The following is a 15,081-nucleotide window of genomic DNA, read 5'->3' as shown; positions in this document are numbered from 1 at the left end:
GGGGGATTCCCCTTCCTAATAATTTAGACCAACTCTCCAAATATATCCAAGTCAGAAGTGTTTTTATATCGAGAGTAACGAAAATTTGGGAATGACTCGATTTTCCTTCCATTCATATGATCTAAAATGTTTTTTCCAACAGCTAACCCTAAACCAATGGGCACAGCATTACCCAATTGTCTGTATTTATCCAGAAGTTTACCTTTGATAACCCATTCTTCAGGAAATTGTTGGATCACTTTATATTCTTGAACTGATAATGGTCTCAATTCATCTGGATGAGCAAGGTCAGTAGCTGGCATCGCTGGGTGCGTCACTAATGTGGGTGATGGACGATCCCATGCAACTCGTCGTAAGAAACCTGTTTTACCTCCGCCAAGAAAGAACGATTTACCTAATGCTTCCTTTTGCAAATCCTCAGGTAAATGTTTCCAATATTGACCTTCTTTTAAAAGTCTGTAATATTTTAATCTTTTCTCTGGGAATAGTACATGCTCATGCGTGATATTTTTTAAATTAGTTATGGTTTCACGCAACGTTATCCATTTTGGAAGGCCATATTCACCTTTTTCACTATGTGTTGGTTGTAGAAAGGGAACTCTACTGCCGTCCCGCGAACATATTATTATTACCCTTTCTCTAATTTGAGGAACGCCGAAATTAGCAGAGTTATATAAGTTAAAAGAAACAGAGTATCCTGCACTTTTTATTATTCTGATAATATAATGAAGTACTCCACCAGGCTGTTCTTCAGATTTTAAAGGTGGCAAACCTTCACCACGTTCATTGTGCGGCCTATGCTTCATTGGCGCAGATAATAACCCTCTAACATTCTCGATTACAATATACTTAGGTCTGATATCCAAGGCGACATCTAAATATTTAATGAAAACGTTCCCTCTCTCATCTTCTAGACCTAAACGTTTTCCCGCTGTTGAGAACGCTTGACACGGTGGGCCGCCCATAACCAAATCAATTTCATTACCAGAAGAAACTCCAGCTAATTTTAAAATATCCTCTGTTGTGTAATCACGAATATCTCCGATAAGGGCCATGTTGGGTCTATTAGATAAAATAGTATCTCTTGCGGCTTTATCTATTTCACTCGCTAGTAGGGTTTCAAACCCTGCTTGTTCTATACCAAGGTCTAGCCCCATAGCCCCACTGAAAAAACTTAACGCTTTTGGTTTGTTTTTTGGCTCAGAGGCCAACATGCTGTAGCTATTTTGAGCATCGCTTAGGCTATTAACAAGCATCAACTTTTCAACACTTGAACTTTTTATTAACCAAGTTCTACCGGATTGATATGCATCAATGCTCCCCTGCTTGCACATAGTTCTTACACGTTGAGGAGTTAGCTCAAGCAACTGTGCTGCTTCTGTTACGGTAATGATGTCATTCATTATCATGCATTCTTTTTGTTTCCAATTGGAAACAAAATTATGTACCAAGTGCGTTTTGTAGTCAATAAAATTATTACAACGATTTGAATAACGGCTGAATAATACCAACCTGCCGCGCCTGATGACCTTCCCCCTGTAAACAGTGCCAGTCTAAACTGAAGTTTCCGGTCTTTCTTCCATCTCACAGAGAAGCGCATTGTCATGAAAAAGACCCGTTATACCGAAGAACAGATTGCATTTGCCCTGAAACAGGCTGAAACCGGCACCCGCGTCGGGGAAGTCTGCAGAGAGATGGGAATTTCTGAGGCCACATTTTACAACTGGAAGAAAAAATTTGCCGGGCCGGGCGTGACCGAACTGCGGCGTCTGCGGCAACTGGAGGATGAGGATCAGCGGCTGAAGAAGCTGGTCGCTGAGCTGAGTCTGGTCAAGGAGATGCTGCAGGAGGTACTGAAGCAAAAGTTCTGAGGCCGGCTCAGAAGCGCCAGGCGGTGACATTTTTGCTGGAGGCTTACCGTATCAGCGTCCGGCGGGGATGCGGGTTGCTGATGCAGAGCAGAACCGTTTACCACTGGCAGAGCCGGCGTGACGATCGGGCGATAACCCTGCGTATCCGGGAAATAGCGGAAACCCGGATACGCTACGGTTGCCCGCGTATTCATATTCAGTTGCGCCGGGAGGGATGGCCTGTTAACCACAAGAAAACCCACCGGATTTATTGTCCGGAAGGCCTGAACCTGCGCAGAAAACGCCCCCGCAGACATGTCAGTGCAGCACGCCGTCAGCAGCACCCGGTCCTGACGCATGTCGATCAGTGCTGGAGTATGGATTTTGTATCAGATAATCTGTTTAACGGGCGGCGTTTTCGGGCGCTGACTGTAGTGGATAATTTTAGTCGGGAATGCCTGGCGATCCATGCCGGAAAATCGTTAAAAGGCGAGGATGTGGTCAGAATAATGGAGGCACTGCGGGTGCCGGATAAGCGGCTGCCGGTACGTATCCAGACGGATAACGGTAGCGGGTTTATCTCAAAAAGTCTGGATAAATGGGCGTATGAACAAGGCGTCACAATGGATTTCTCGCGCCCCGGAAAGCCGACAGATAACCCGTTTATTGAATCATTTAACGGCAGTCTGCGGGATGAATGCCTGAACATTCACTGGTTCCTGTCACTGGAAGATGCGCAGGAAAAACTCGACAACTGGCGCAGGGAATACAATCATGAGAGAACGCATTCATCATTAAATGACATGACTCCGGCTGAATTTATCCGAAGTCTCCGGAAAGACGAAGATCTCTGATTTAGCACTGTACTGAATTTGGGCCAGGGTCAATTTGGCCGGGATCTCAAAAAAAGCATGGAACTAAAACGGGTCTATTTACAGCGACTCATAAACATAAATTTAAAAACTTATATATCTGGCCAGATAGACTTTTTTATAACAGCTTTATAAATTAAACAAATCTGCCATAGAGACAGATTTGTTTAATTTATAATTAGAGGTTTGCAACGTTATGATATACTTTTTGCACATCATCATCATCTTCAAGGGCATCAACAAGTCCTTCAAAGATTTCTAAATCTTCTGGTGAAAGTTCAACTTCTGATTGAGCAATCATTTCTAATTCTGTTGTTGAAAATTCAGTAATTCCAGCTGCTTTTAGCGCTGCAATTCCTTTGTGCAGGTCTGTAGCTTCAGTATAAATAACGATGTTTCCTTCTTCTTCGGTTACATCACGAACATCAACTTCAGCATCAAGCAAAATTTCAAAAATATGGTCAGGGTCTGTTCCTTTAAATACGATCACTCCAGTATTGTCAAACATATAGCTGACAGCACCTGCCGCTCCGATATTCCCGCCTTTTTTATTAAAAATTGTGCGGATATTAGCAATCGTACGGTTAACATTAGACGTCAACGTTTCAGCGATAACCATTGAACCATTTGGTCCAAAGCCTTCATAACGCCCTTGCACGAACGTTTCATCTCCGCCACCTTTGGCTTTATCAATGGCTTTATCAATAACATGTTTTGGAACCTGTGCTTGTTTCGCACGTTCAATAACGAATTTTAAAGCTGAGTTTGATTCCGGGTCTGGTTCACCTTGTTTAGCCGCAGCATAGATTTCTACACCAAATTTTGCATATACTTTAGACGTTGCACCGTCTTTAGCCGTTTTTTTAGCAACAATATTTGCCCATTTACGTCCCACTGGAAACATCTCCTCAAAAAATTATTTACATTAATGGCAGGTTAATAACCTGCATGTTTTTCTGCCGCATTATATCATAATATATAAATTCTCGTCTATGAGAAATAAAAACATCCAGCTTTTACGGGGGGGTACTTTGATTTTAACAATGGCTAATATGGTGGGTAAGTCATTTTTTAATTTTCTTCTGGTTCTTTTTTTATTCTTAATAATTGAATCGCAGCAATAACGTCTTATTGATGGTGGTGTCGCTCATCAGGTGAGGTGGAACGCTTGCACGTCTTGCGACATATTGTGGCAGAAACTTAATGGCGAAATTAAGAGCCTATCCCATTAGGGCTATTTTACTTGCCATTTTGGACCTGGGCAGTGCTCAAAATCCTCACGTACTACGTGTACGCTCCGGTTTTTGCGCGCTGTCCGTGTCCAAACTGGCTGCGCCAATAACGCCTACTGGGATAGTCTCTAAGACGATATATTCCCGCCTTGAGCCGCGTTAATTTGTTGAATACTTTTAAATGGAGGTATACCTCTTGTAGGCTATACCTCCTGCTTCACGTTATCGCGCGATTAACGCAAATACGCCCCAGCCAAAGTATTCTCGTGTCCAGGTGACGTGACGTTTGGGGGCTACCGTCAGTTCTGTTCGAACCTCTTGCGCAAACTCATCGTCAGGGTTTTCCTCCAGCCAGCGGCGCATGGTCATCCACTTCGCGGCTTCATATCTGTCCCAGCCTTGCGGGTCCGCCAGCACCATTTCCACTACGTCATAGCCGAGTTGGTCGAAAAAGGCGACCAGCTCGGGCAGGGGACGAAAATCGGCGACAGATGAGACGCCACAGGCGTGGGCGATCTCTTCCGTTGCGGGGATCCGACGCCAGTACGGTTCACCGATGAGAATGATCCCGCCTGGTTTGAGGCTTTTGGCCAGCAGATCTATTGTCCCCGCGACACCGCCCGCAATCCAGGTAGCGCCTACGCAGGCCGCCACGTCATATTTTTCCTCGTCGATATAACCGGCCGCGTCGTTATGAATAAAATGTACGTATTCACTGACGCCGAGCTCTTCTGCACGTTGTTTTGCCTGTGTGGTGAAGAGCGGGCTTATATCAATGCCAGTACCTGTAACACCGTAATCGCGAGCCCAGGTGCAGAGCATCTCACCCGAACCGCTACCGAGATCGAGAATCCGCGTGCCTGGTTTCATGCGTAACGCATGGCCCAGCGTGGCGTACTTTTCCGCTGTAAACGGATTATGGATACGGTGTTCGCTTTCGCTAATGGTAAAAATACGTGGGATATCCATTGGGTTATTCCTTTTACTGAGGGCAATACCCTCAGAAGTGGTTGCTTTTTCAGCCAGCAGCGCAAACAGCTTACCTGCAAAAGTCTCGCCGACCGGCCAGGTGTGGCTGTCCGGGCGCTGCAACACAGTGAAGCCAGCATCACCAAGCAGGCTGATATATTCATCATCGCGCCAGGCCTTCATTTGACTACCGAAACGGGTGGTACAGCCGTTTTCCGCTATCGCCCAGAACTGCGTTGAGCTGGTTTGGGCCTCTTCATCCCAGGCATTTTCCGTTAACAGCAGATGAGGCACGGCAAGAAACAGGCCGTGCGGACAACGCTGCCAGCCTGGCTGCGCCATGCCCTGGCGTTTAACTTCATCGAAGGTATGCACTTCAACAAGCAGTTTGCCGTCCGGTTTCAACCACTGCGCGCAACAACTGATGAGGCTTTGCGCATCAGCAGCGCTAAAGACATTCAGTTCCCCAAACGTCATCATAATGAAATCAAAAGGTTCCGTGGGGTGGTACGTACGAATATCCTGCTGAATGTAGTCAATATTCAGGTTTGCGGCTTGCGCCTGCTGGCGAGCCCATGTGATGGATGCCGGAGAGAAATCTACGCCTGTGCAGTGAAACCCACGCTCCGCTAACAGGCGGGTATAAAAACCGGGTCCACAGCCGAGATCCAGAATGCGGGCGCCAGCGGGTAACTGACGGGTAATCCATGTTACCTGTTGCTCAATCACGGTTAGCCGGCGGCTGGCCCAGTCGTGGTCCTGCGACAGATGATTTTCCAGCATACGTTGACTGAAGGCTGGCTCGTCCCAGGGGATTTTGCCTTCATCGGGTAATAGCCGAATGCGATGCGTTGCAAAAATAACGGCGCTGATATCCATCATCATCTCCTTAGCGATTGTCAGGCTGGGCGCGAACGTTGTTCAGCCCGGTTGTATTAATGCGGTAGGGCTGACCATTAACGGATTTGATCAGCTTTTTGGTTTTGAGTTTTTTGAATACAGCGAGCGTGCAATCGGCGAGCAACAGCCCTTCGCGGCTATAGCATTCAACGGCGGTGACGCGGCCTGACGCATCGCGGATGTGCGTAATGCGTCCGCCTTTGGCGAGAACGTGTAAGGTACGTTGTTCCTGACGGGATAAATTCATACTGAAGAACCTGTTTAATCATCATAGGCAAAACGTGCAAACACACTGCGGTGTCCGCATTCGATTTCGGCGCATTGATAATCAGTCCGGCCTGAAAAGGTCGGGGAACTGATTATCAGATGATGACATTCTCCAGCATCAAAGCCTCGGGTTGAGTTGAAAGGTATTTACGTCGTGAATGATAACACCTGTTTTCTGTAAGTGAATAACCGGGAGTGAAAAGTGTGATCTCAAAGGGAGGATCATGCGTTTAGTAAGTCAGTTGAATAGATACCGCCGCTACCATAATGAATATTGATTAAACTCATATACCCGATAATGGCCGCTTTGATAGTCTCGACGTATCTTTTTAGCCATTGACAGGGTTGTTGCGTTGGAAATCTTTTTTTAACCCACTGAAAAATATCACTTAAATATTTTTCATGCATAAACATTTATGGTCCGCTGAGTTCGGATCCGGTTTTGTATGGGTTAAAAAAGGTACGTTATGAAAGTCATATGGACTGTCACTCCTGTGGGGTATCAGCGCATAGCGAAACGTTGCCCTTCATGCAGCGTAAAACGGGATTTCACGCCTTCTGGGGCATTTCGGGTTAATTCGCAAAAGAAGGTACTCGATGTCTGGAGTATCTATAAATGCACACACTGCGATTACACCTGGAATATCTCCCTGTTCTCGCGCCTGCCAGTCAGCAAAATTAACCGCGATCTTTATGGCCGACTGATGGCGAATGATGCTGCCACGGTGCAATATTTTGCTTATGACAACGCGATCCTGAAGCGAAACAATGCTGAATTATCGGGGCAGCCTGATTTTCACATTCAGGAACGGTGGCTGGTCAGTATCGCCTCCCACAAGCAGGTTAGCGTCAGGATTTCCCGTTCTTTTCAGGTCAGCCTGCTGTCGATTTTGAAGAGGCAACTCCTGTTAAGCACAGCCGAAATCAAGAGACGGATTGAAACAGGGCAAATAAGTGGCGTCACGATGAAAATGCTTAAATCGCGAAAACTGAAGAATGCGAAATATGATTTGCAGCTCTCTGTTGAAACACTGTATGACCGGCGAAGGATTGTTCTGACCCGTCGATAAAAACAATAAGCTCACCTTACGTTTAAGTGTGCTGGTATGGCAGTGACGTAACGGAATGAAAGCAGGGCTAAGGGACAGGTGAGCTTTAGTTGAATAACCCTTGTCTGTGGCATTCAGTGAAGACTGAATGCCATGGATAATCCAGATTTTCGCACCAGTGATGATCAGCAGAATGACAAAGGGCGATGGGTTATAATTAACTGTAGAGTAAATAAATATTCACGCAACACCATTAAAAAATAAGAAAAAATGACTCACTGTTGAGCTGATATTAATACCTGAATCACTGAATTAGAGTAATGTGAAGCTATCCATAGCGTAATCTGTTCTGTTGCGGTTAAAGGGGGAGGAATGCACACCTTTAGACCATACTCACTAAGGCATAGCGATCTGTTATATGAAGATATTCCGTTAGAAATACGCGAGCAAATAATATTATTGATTATCAATACGCTAGGAAATTGCTCCTCTTTTTATGATATGACATTATACTGCTATCATAATAGTCATTCTGATGAAGTTTATCGAAGAATATGTAAAACGTTGCGCAAAGAGTATGGCTTATTCACCTTATATGCGCATTCAACGTCATATCTGGATGAAATGAGTAATCTGTTATTAAAAACAGATGATAAAAGAAAGCATATTGATACCATTGAACTTGCTTTTAACTATATAGATACCTACCTTCGGACCTATGAAGTTACGCTTGGGTTAGAACCGGATAAGGCGATTAGTGAATTAAATAATCTATTTCATGAGCATGGTTTAAAATATCGATATGAAAATGGTAGAATTGTAAGGTTGCGCAGAATAAAACGGCTTAAAAACATATGTTATTATTTGTACTCTCCTGGAGAGTATGGCTTTGTCGAATATGATCTTATGGAAGCGTATAATCGCCTGATGCTTAATGATTTTGCCTGTGTCGTAAAGGAATGTCATGCAGCCTTCAGAAGCGTTCTTCTCAGAATTCATGAGAGAAAAGGTATCGTGTATCATGAACAAGATAGTTTAAATACACTAATGGCTAATCTGATGGCGAGAGGCGTTATATCTGCTGAATATGTACATAAATTTCATTTTTTAAGTGACGTGCTGGAATCAGAAATATTTCTGCCGATGGCGCCAGAAAAATCGCATCATCACTACGCAATGATGCTCCGTATCTCTGAAGAGTTGGCCTGTAGTATTTATTATCTTACTGAGCGGAGTATATTTTTTCTTACCCAGCGGGCTGAAGAAGATGGTGCCGCGCCATAATAATGATCGCGCTGTCGCTCAGTCAGACTGCATCATCGTTATTTGAATTTGTTCAGACGTCGGAATTTTTTGTTCTGCCGTCTGTTTTTTTAGTGATGAGCTGTTCAGTGCAATAATAAGGGGTACAGTACGATGACTGATTTTTAAACTGCATATCATCTGTGTCGCATTTACTCATGGGTATTGGGTCAGGGAGAGAGAAGAATGAGTACTATTTTAAAGCCTTTTTTATTGGCGGTAACCCTGATGTTAATCTTAATAAGGCCTGGCTTTGCAATAGAGGATGGAGCGATAACCATGGTTAAAACCTACAGCGCTTATGACTATTTGCAGACCCGAGCGCGGTTGATGCACGCTGTCGCCGATCACGGTCTGGTGTTATTTGGGGAATTTGATCATGCCAGAGCGGCACAGAATGTTAACCTGAAAATGCCGCCGACAACGGTTCTGGTCTTTGGCAATCCTAAAGGCGGAACGCCTCTCATGCTGGCGCATCCCGAACTGGCGCTGGATTTACCATTTCGGGTGCTCATTAGCCAGCAAGCCGATGGGCGAACGTTAGTCAGTTATCATCCCGCTGAAACGCTGCAACGTTATGGTCTTGATGCCGCAGACATACAGGCTTTGAAAAAACTGGAACAGCTCGTTGAAAAAAGTCTCCACTAAAGCTGAAAAGCGGGCGATGTGTTTGCACAGGTGATGTCGCGAATAAATGCGCTCACATCGTCCATTACCTGATGCGATAAGGCGGCATCGAAGGTGGCGCTATCAGCATCACAGAACCCGTGCCGCGCATCGTACATTTTACACTGCACCCGGGGTCGCTTTTCCAGCGCCTGTCGCATGGCGAGGGGATCAAACGCCGGCTCATAACGCGCGATAATAACCAGTGCCGGACAGAGAGGCGCAAGATGAAGGTACTGGCGTATACGGGAACCGTAATAGCAAATGACGCCATCGCATAACCCACTGGCTGCACTTAGCCATGCGAGCGTTGCGCCGACGCTATATCCTACAACGATTAACGTCTCATACTGCGTTCTGAGATCGTGGAGTAACGTGGTAATGACGGCGGGATCAAAGCCGACATTTGCTGAAAAGTGACGGTAAGCCTCCTCCTGCTGTTCATAGCGAAAGGGGGTATGGTGAGGAAACAGCGCGGGAATATAGATGTCGAATCCGCGCGTCATCCATTCATGGCCTGCGCGTTGGATATGAGCGTTAATACCATAAATTTCATGCAGAATAATCGCTGCCCGGCGATGGCGGCTCGACAGACTGGAGGCGTTGCTTTCCCCGGATACGCCTGGGGCGAAAAACACGGTGTCTTTTATCATAACGCGTTCTTGATACAAAGAGAGCGGCTGTATTTTCGCCGATCACGCTATGTCAGAGGCGTTGTTCCTGTCAATGTACAGACACATTTTATGGCCTGATTTTTGGTTGATAAATTTTATATTGGTAAACCAATATGCTGTTCATATTCAGGCATCAGGGCTAAAGGTGGAACATCAGTCGTGTATTGTCTATTGCCTTTCCTTTCATCTGGCCTCATTAGCGAAACGGGGCGCATTATTATTTTGTTGGTTGACCAGTTTCGCGTTTTTGGTGTGCTACGCGTGCTATCCCTCTTTACAAATGCTATAGTCTGATACCGGGAAATCGCATCGGACGGGCACGACCAATATGAAATCAAACACTTCTCAGCAAAGACCTTACCAGGAAGTGGGCGCAATGATACGGGATCTGATTGTTCAGACGCCGTACCGCCCCGGGGAGCGCTTGCCGCCGGAAAGAGAGATCGCTGAGAGGCTCAATGTGACGCGTACCGTCGTGCGTGAAGCGCTGATCATGCTGGAAATTAAAGGTCTGGTTGAAGTCCGCCGCGGCGCCGGGATCTACGTGCTCGACAGCGCGGATAATAACGAGATGGAAGGCGCTGACGTCAATCACTGTAATGACGCCGGGCCGTTTGAACTGTTACAGGCGCGTCAGTTGCTGGAAAGCAATATCGCTGAATTTGCCGCTCTGCAGGCCACCCGCGAAGACATCATTAAAATGCGCCAGGCGTTACAACTGGAAGAGCGAGAGCTCGCCTCCAGCGCGCCGGGCGGCTCAGAAAGCGGCGATATGCAGTTTCATCTGGCCATTGCCGAAGCGACCCATAACAGTATGTTGGTAGAGCTCTTCCGCCAGTCCTGGCAATGGCGTGAAAATAATCCGATGTGGCTCCAGCTTCATAGCCATCTGGGCGATACGCTTTACCGTAAGGAGTGGCTGGTTGATCATAAACAGATCCTCGCGGCGTTAATTAAGAAAGACGCCCGCGCAGCGAAGCTGGCGATGTGGCAGCACCTGGAAAACGTGAAGCAGCGTCTGCTGGAGTTTTCCAATGTTGATGACATCTACTTTGATGGCTATCTGTTTGAGTCATGGCCGCTGGACAACGTTGATGCCTGATTATACCTGGAATAGCGTGGGCAGACCCAGTCCACGTTTTACTTCCTGTAGCGTCTTTTGAGTGACCTCATGCGCCCGCTCGCTACCTTTTTTCAGCAATTCCATTAGCATTCCCTTATCCGCAATAAAGGTTGCCCGCCGTTCGCGTATTGGCGCGATCAGTTCTTGCAGGCAGGTCTCCAGCTCATTTTTACAGACACGATCGCCTAATCCGCCTTGTTGATAATGTACTTTCATCGCCGCGACTTTGGCTTTATCCGGATGGAACGCATCCAGCCACGTAAAGACGACGTTACCTTCTATTTTTCCCGGATCGCTAATTTTTAAATGATTGGGATCGGTGTACATCGCGCTGACCGCACGGTGGATGGTCTCTTCGCTGGCGGAAAGAAGCAGGGTATTGCCGAGCGATTTCGACATCTTGGCGCTGCCGTCAATGCCGGGCAGACGGCCCGTATCGCTCAGGAGCGCCTGACAGGGTCGCAATACCGGCGAGGAGAAAAGACTATTCATCTTATGAACGATCTCATTCGTTTGCTCAATCATGGGCAATTGGTCGTCGCCAACTGGTACCATTTCGGCCTTAAAGGCGGTGATATCTGCCGCCTGGCTAATGGGATACGCCATGAACCCGACCGGCAGGGAACGGGTAAAGCCTTTTTGGGCAATCTCATTTTTTACCGTAGGATTACGCTCGACTCGGGCGACGGTAACAATATTCATATACAGCACCGTTAATTCAGCGAGGGCGGGTAATGCGGATTGCAGGCAGATCGTCGTCAGCTTGGGATCGATGCCGACGGCCAGATAGTCAGCTAACACTTGCGGAATATTATCGCGGATTTTTTGCGGATTACTGCCGTTATCGGTGAGTCCCTGCAGGTCGGCAATCAGGACATACTGTTGGTGATCCTGCTGTAGCGCGACGCGCTGGCGCAGTGAACCGACATAATGGCCGAGGTGCAACGAGCCGGTGGGGCGATCGCCAGTCAGAATGATGGGAAGGGTGTTCATTAAGGACTCCTTTATGCTTACTGTAAAGCCGAAAGACGTCCCGAAACACAGTAGCCGCCTTTCGGCGGCTACTTAAAGAGGGATAGTGATCCGTGCCGCCTTCAGGAAGGCAGCCACCAGCGGAGATGACGTTGCGTAGCGTTGGATCGTTTCGTGTTCATGTGATCTAACGTATCACGACTAAACGTAAGGGTAAAGCGGCTGGCGTGTCGTTCGGGTATAAAGTCATATCGCCTGAACAGAGAACATGTTACTGACTTTGAAACGCGATTTTATAATTTGCTGCTCAAAAATACGTGGCGCTGAAAGGCGCATTTTTGATGCAAATCATTTATTACTGTGATAACACTGCGCGCGATAAAAACATTAAATATATTCACATAGTAAATATGTTCTATTGGAATGGTTGTTTTCGATATGACAAAAGTCTAAAAAGCCCATTGATGTGAAAAGGAATAAGAATTGTCTATATTCCGATTCTGTGTAATTAAGTAATTTCTCGGATAAAAATAAGAAATGATATTGATATTTCTTTTTTGATATGGTTCTTATAGCGGCTATGGTTATTCAGGAAACGATGCTTGAATGCCAGGCGTAATAGATTTCAGGTCAGTAGCGCTATTGTAAAATGGATTGTTGATGGCAGAAGGTATTTAGCAATAATCCAGTTATAGCAGATTGTCGGTATTTAATCTGGTATACAGAGACACCAACGAAATGGCTGGAAAATGGAACGTTCTTTCATTGTTGGCGTTCCGTCCTTGTCAGCCTGCTTTGCCGCATGATAATCACGGAGGGGGGATGGACGCCATCTATTTAAAACTGGACGGTATTGAAGGCGAAAGCCGGATCAAAGGTTTTGAAAACCAAATAAAACTTATTGCTTACAACCACAACCCGACGAAACGGGAGTCCGGCGAAGCGAGAGGGACATATATTGGAGGATTGACGCTGACAAAGCCTGTCGATCTTGCTACGCCTGGCCTCTATGAGCACTATTGTAACGGGAAAACGGTGAAAGAAGGCGTGCTGACATTATGCCGTCGTGATAAGGGCGCAATGCTGCCATTTATTATTTATACGCTCACCAATGTGCGGATTTCACGCATGAGCAATCATGGCGACGCCGAAGGCAGCGCCACGGAGACCGTGGATTTGGTTTATAGCCATATTCGCTGGGATATTCCCGCATTAGCGTCGAAAAGCAAAACACGGCGGCCCCTTCACCGACAGGCGCTGTGGCGATGAGGATAAAACAAGCGTGCGGACTCGCAGTGGGCAATGCGGTGTAGCGAAATGGCATTTAGCGGCTTGCGAAGGTCGATGAGCGCTCATGTAACCAATCGATTGCCAGAAAAGGCGATAACGCGTGGCCCTTACACCCGTTATGATTTTTACGCATAGCCGCTAATAAAACGGCATTTTTTATATACACATCAAGTTGATAGTGTGTTTCTGACCTTGACGTAAATAAGCGGGAAAAGCGATGAAACACACCATTGGGATACTGGGGGGGATGGGACCTGCGGCAACGGCGGATATGTTGGAAAAATTTGTTGAATTACGACATGCCAGTTGTGATCAACAACACATCCCGCTCATTGTCAGCTCTATTCCTGATATTCCCGATCGTACAGCATGTCTGTTATCCGGCGGGCCTTCGCCATTCCGTTATCTGGAGCGTTATCTGCATATGCTGGAAGACGCCGGGGCGGAGTGTATCGTTATCCCATGCAACACTGCGCATTATTGGTTTGATGATTTACAGAACGTCGCGAAAGCGCGAATGATCAGCATTCTGGACGCTACTCTGGGGGATATTCCGCCATCGGCGCGGCACGTTGGTCTGCTGGCGACCAATGCGACGCTGGCAACCGGGTTATATCAAAAGAAAGCTCTGGCGCGGGGGCTGACGTTAATTCAGCCAGAAGACGCGGGGCAGGCGTTGGTAATGCAGGCTATTTATACGCTTAAACGTGGCGATAAAACTGCGGCGCAAGCGCTGCTGCTGCCGCAAATCGATAGCCTTATTGCCCGTGGCGCGCAGGCAATTATTATGGGGTGTACCGAAATTCCGCTTATTGTGGCCGGACATGAACGCGCGATAGCGTGCCCGATGATTGATTCCACAGCGTCGCTGGTGCGCGCGGCGATTCGTTGGTATGAGTCCTGGCCGGACACCCGCGCCTCTTTGACCGGGGAACAACGCCTTACCGCCTGATGTGTTTACAGTGCGGCCTGAAGCCCACGCAGGTCGCGCCAAAATGTTTCGGCTACCTGACTCATGCGGGTATTCATGCGATAAGCATAAGCCTGGATCGGGATAACCAGTTCGTCGGCATCAAGCACGATCAGGCGCCCGTCAGTAATCTCCTGACGGATAGCATACTCGGGCAACCAGGCGATTCCGCAGCCGTCCATCGCAACCTGTTTTAACAATTCACTCATCGAAGAGACGAAAAATGTACTGAAACTCAGTTCAGCATGGCGAGTCAGGGTACGATTTATCAGCCGGCCCATATAGGAGTTCTGACTGTAATTAAGCAGGGGAAAGTGCGGCTGCTCAAGCGTATAGCGCGGCTCGCCCCGGCCATTGTTGGCGCAAACCGGAAACAGTCTCGACTCAAACAGGCGGATGTTATCAAACGGCGCTTGTTGCAGGTTTTCATCGTGATAAGAAAAGATAAAATCGCTTTGTCCCTCACGTAACATATCCACCGCCTGGTCGACATCTATCGCCTCAACGGCGTAGGTAAACTGCGTCGGCATCTGCTTAACGATGGTCGGCAACAGGCCGAGGGAGAGCGAGTGGGCGGCGGCAATCTTGATTTTACGCAGCGTATAATCGCTGCCGCCGCGCAGTTCGGTCAGATTACTTTCCAGTTGCTGTAACAGGTGGCGAACCTGGGAGTGAAAGATTTTACCCTGTTCGGAAAGCTGTAGCGGCGAGACCTGTCGGTTAAACAGTTCAACGCCCACGGCATGTTCCAGGGCGCGAATCCGCCGGCTAAAAGCGGGTTGCGATACGTTGCGGATAATGGCGGCCTGAGAGAAATTGCGGCACTTTTCCAGCGTCAGAAAATCATACAGCCATTTTGTCTCAATATTGTGCAAACCTGCTCCAGTTACATCCATTTACCGTTATCCTGTCAGCCGCCCGAAAGGGCATTCTACGTCCATTCGG

14 protein-coding genes are annotated in these 15,081 nt (G+C 47.2%); 7 read left to right on the top strand and 7 right to left on the bottom strand.

From position 1 onward, the window contains the following. Positions 1–23 precede the first annotated feature (23 nt). Positions 24–1,403 carry a DNA cytosine methyltransferase gene (locus tag J4645_RS15090; protein WP_023215270.1) on the bottom strand — a complete coding sequence of 460 codons (1,380 nt, stop codon included), beginning with the start codon at positions 1,401–1,403 and terminating at the stop codon, positions 24–26. A gap of 201 nt (positions 1,404–1,604) precedes the next feature. Here J4645_RS15090 and J4645_RS15085 point away from each other — a divergent pair. Then, a protein-coding gene (locus J4645_RS15085) for an IS3 family transposase (protein ID WP_099596388.1) occupies positions 1,605–2,704 on the top strand; the annotation gives its coding sequence in 2 pieces (ribosomal slippage) (positions 1,605–1,860 and positions 1,860–2,704; 1,101 coding nt in all). A gap of 196 nt (positions 2,705–2,900) precedes the next feature. Here J4645_RS15085 and J4645_RS15080 read toward each other — a convergent pair. The 3 genes from J4645_RS15080 to J4645_RS15070 all read right to left on the bottom strand — a co-directional run bounded on the left by J4645_RS15080 (position 2,901) and on the right by J4645_RS15070 (position 6,070). Further along, positions 2,901–3,617: a YebC/PmpR family DNA-binding transcriptional regulator gene (locus J4645_RS15080; RefSeq protein ID WP_000532939.1), complete on the bottom strand. Its 717-nt coding sequence runs from the start codon at positions 3,615–3,617 to the stop codon at positions 2,901–2,903. 559 nt (positions 3,618–4,176) lie between these two features. Further along, positions 4,177–5,808 carry a class I SAM-dependent methyltransferase gene (locus tag J4645_RS15075; protein ID WP_077911088.1) on the bottom strand — a complete coding sequence of 544 codons (1,632 nt, stop codon included), beginning with the start codon at positions 5,806–5,808 and terminating at the stop codon, positions 4,177–4,179. Between the two features lie 4 nt (positions 5,809–5,812). Further along, a complete protein-coding gene (locus tag J4645_RS15070) occupies positions 5,813–6,070 on the bottom strand; it encodes a YjhX family toxin (protein WP_001054380.1) in 258 nt (85 codons plus the stop codon). 487 nt (positions 6,071–6,557) lie between these two features. Between J4645_RS15070 and J4645_RS15065 the strand changes: the two genes are divergently transcribed. The 3 genes from J4645_RS15065 (at position 6,558) to J4645_RS15055 (ending at position 9,089) form a co-directional block, all read left to right on the top strand. After that, on the top strand, positions 6,558–7,160 hold the full coding sequence (locus J4645_RS15065) for a DUF1062 domain-containing protein (protein ID WP_023214696.1): 603 nt from the start codon (positions 6,558–6,560) through the stop codon (positions 7,158–7,160). A gap of 351 nt (positions 7,161–7,511) precedes the next feature. Further along, positions 7,512–8,423: a hypothetical protein gene (locus J4645_RS15060; protein ID WP_023214697.1), complete on the top strand. Its 912-nt coding sequence runs from the start codon at positions 7,512–7,514 to the stop codon at positions 8,421–8,423. 204 nt (positions 8,424–8,627) lie between these two features. Then, complete coding sequence (locus J4645_RS15055) at positions 8,628–9,089, top strand: DUF302 domain-containing protein (RefSeq protein ID WP_023214698.1); 462 nt, start codon at positions 8,628–8,630, stop codon at positions 9,087–9,089. Here J4645_RS15055 and J4645_RS15050 read toward each other — a convergent pair. Further along, positions 9,086–9,760 carry a dienelactone hydrolase family protein gene (locus tag J4645_RS15050; protein WP_023214699.1) on the bottom strand — a complete coding sequence of 225 codons (675 nt, stop codon included), beginning with the start codon at positions 9,758–9,760 and terminating at the stop codon, positions 9,086–9,088. The two genes, J4645_RS15055 and J4645_RS15050, sit on opposite strands and share 4 nt — an antisense overlap. A 349-nt stretch (positions 9,761–10,109) precedes the next feature. On the opposite strand from J4645_RS15050, the gene uxuR reads away from it, so the two are divergent. Then, complete coding sequence (gene uxuR, locus J4645_RS15045) at positions 10,110–10,883, top strand: Uxu operon transcriptional regulator (RefSeq protein WP_000841654.1); 774 nt, start codon at positions 10,110–10,112, stop codon at positions 10,881–10,883. Here the strand turns inward: uxuR and trpS are convergent, their stop codons facing one another. Then, positions 10,884–11,897 (bottom strand): tryptophan--tRNA ligase, encoded by a 1,014-nt coding sequence (gene trpS, locus J4645_RS15040; RefSeq protein ID WP_023214700.1) that lies wholly within the window; start codon positions 11,895–11,897, stop codon positions 10,884–10,886. It lies immediately after the preceding gene. 717 nt (positions 11,898–12,614) lie between these two features. On the opposite strand from trpS, the gene J4645_RS15035 reads away from it, so the two are divergent. Next, positions 12,615–13,145, top strand: a complete 531-nt coding sequence (locus J4645_RS15035) for an Hcp family type VI secretion system effector (RefSeq protein ID WP_000907671.1) — start codon at positions 12,615–12,617, stop codon at positions 13,143–13,145. A 238-nt stretch (positions 13,146–13,383) separates the two neighbouring features. Continuing rightward, positions 13,384–14,118 (top strand): aspartate/glutamate racemase family protein, encoded by a 735-nt coding sequence (locus J4645_RS15030; protein ID WP_000683243.1) that lies wholly within the window; start codon positions 13,384–13,386, stop codon positions 14,116–14,118. 5 nt (positions 14,119–14,123) lie between these two features. On the opposite strand, the gene hypT is transcribed toward J4645_RS15030, so the two are convergent. Next, the gene (gene hypT / locus J4645_RS15025; protein ID WP_000383509.1) at positions 14,124–15,032 is read right to left on the bottom strand and encodes a hypochlorite stress DNA-binding transcriptional regulator HypT; all 909 of its coding nucleotides are present in this window, start codon (positions 15,030–15,032) and stop codon (positions 14,124–14,126) included. Positions 15,033–15,081 lie beyond the last annotated feature (49 nt).

Source organism: Salmonella sp. 32082101201600294FB01SM01, assembly GCF_017572865.1.
In the GTDB taxonomy this organism is placed as follows: Bacteria; Pseudomonadota; Gammaproteobacteria; order Enterobacterales; family Enterobacteriaceae; genus Salmonella; species Salmonella enterica.
Note: the sequence above shows the minus strand (reverse complement) of the source record. Positions and strands in the feature narration are given on the sequence as shown.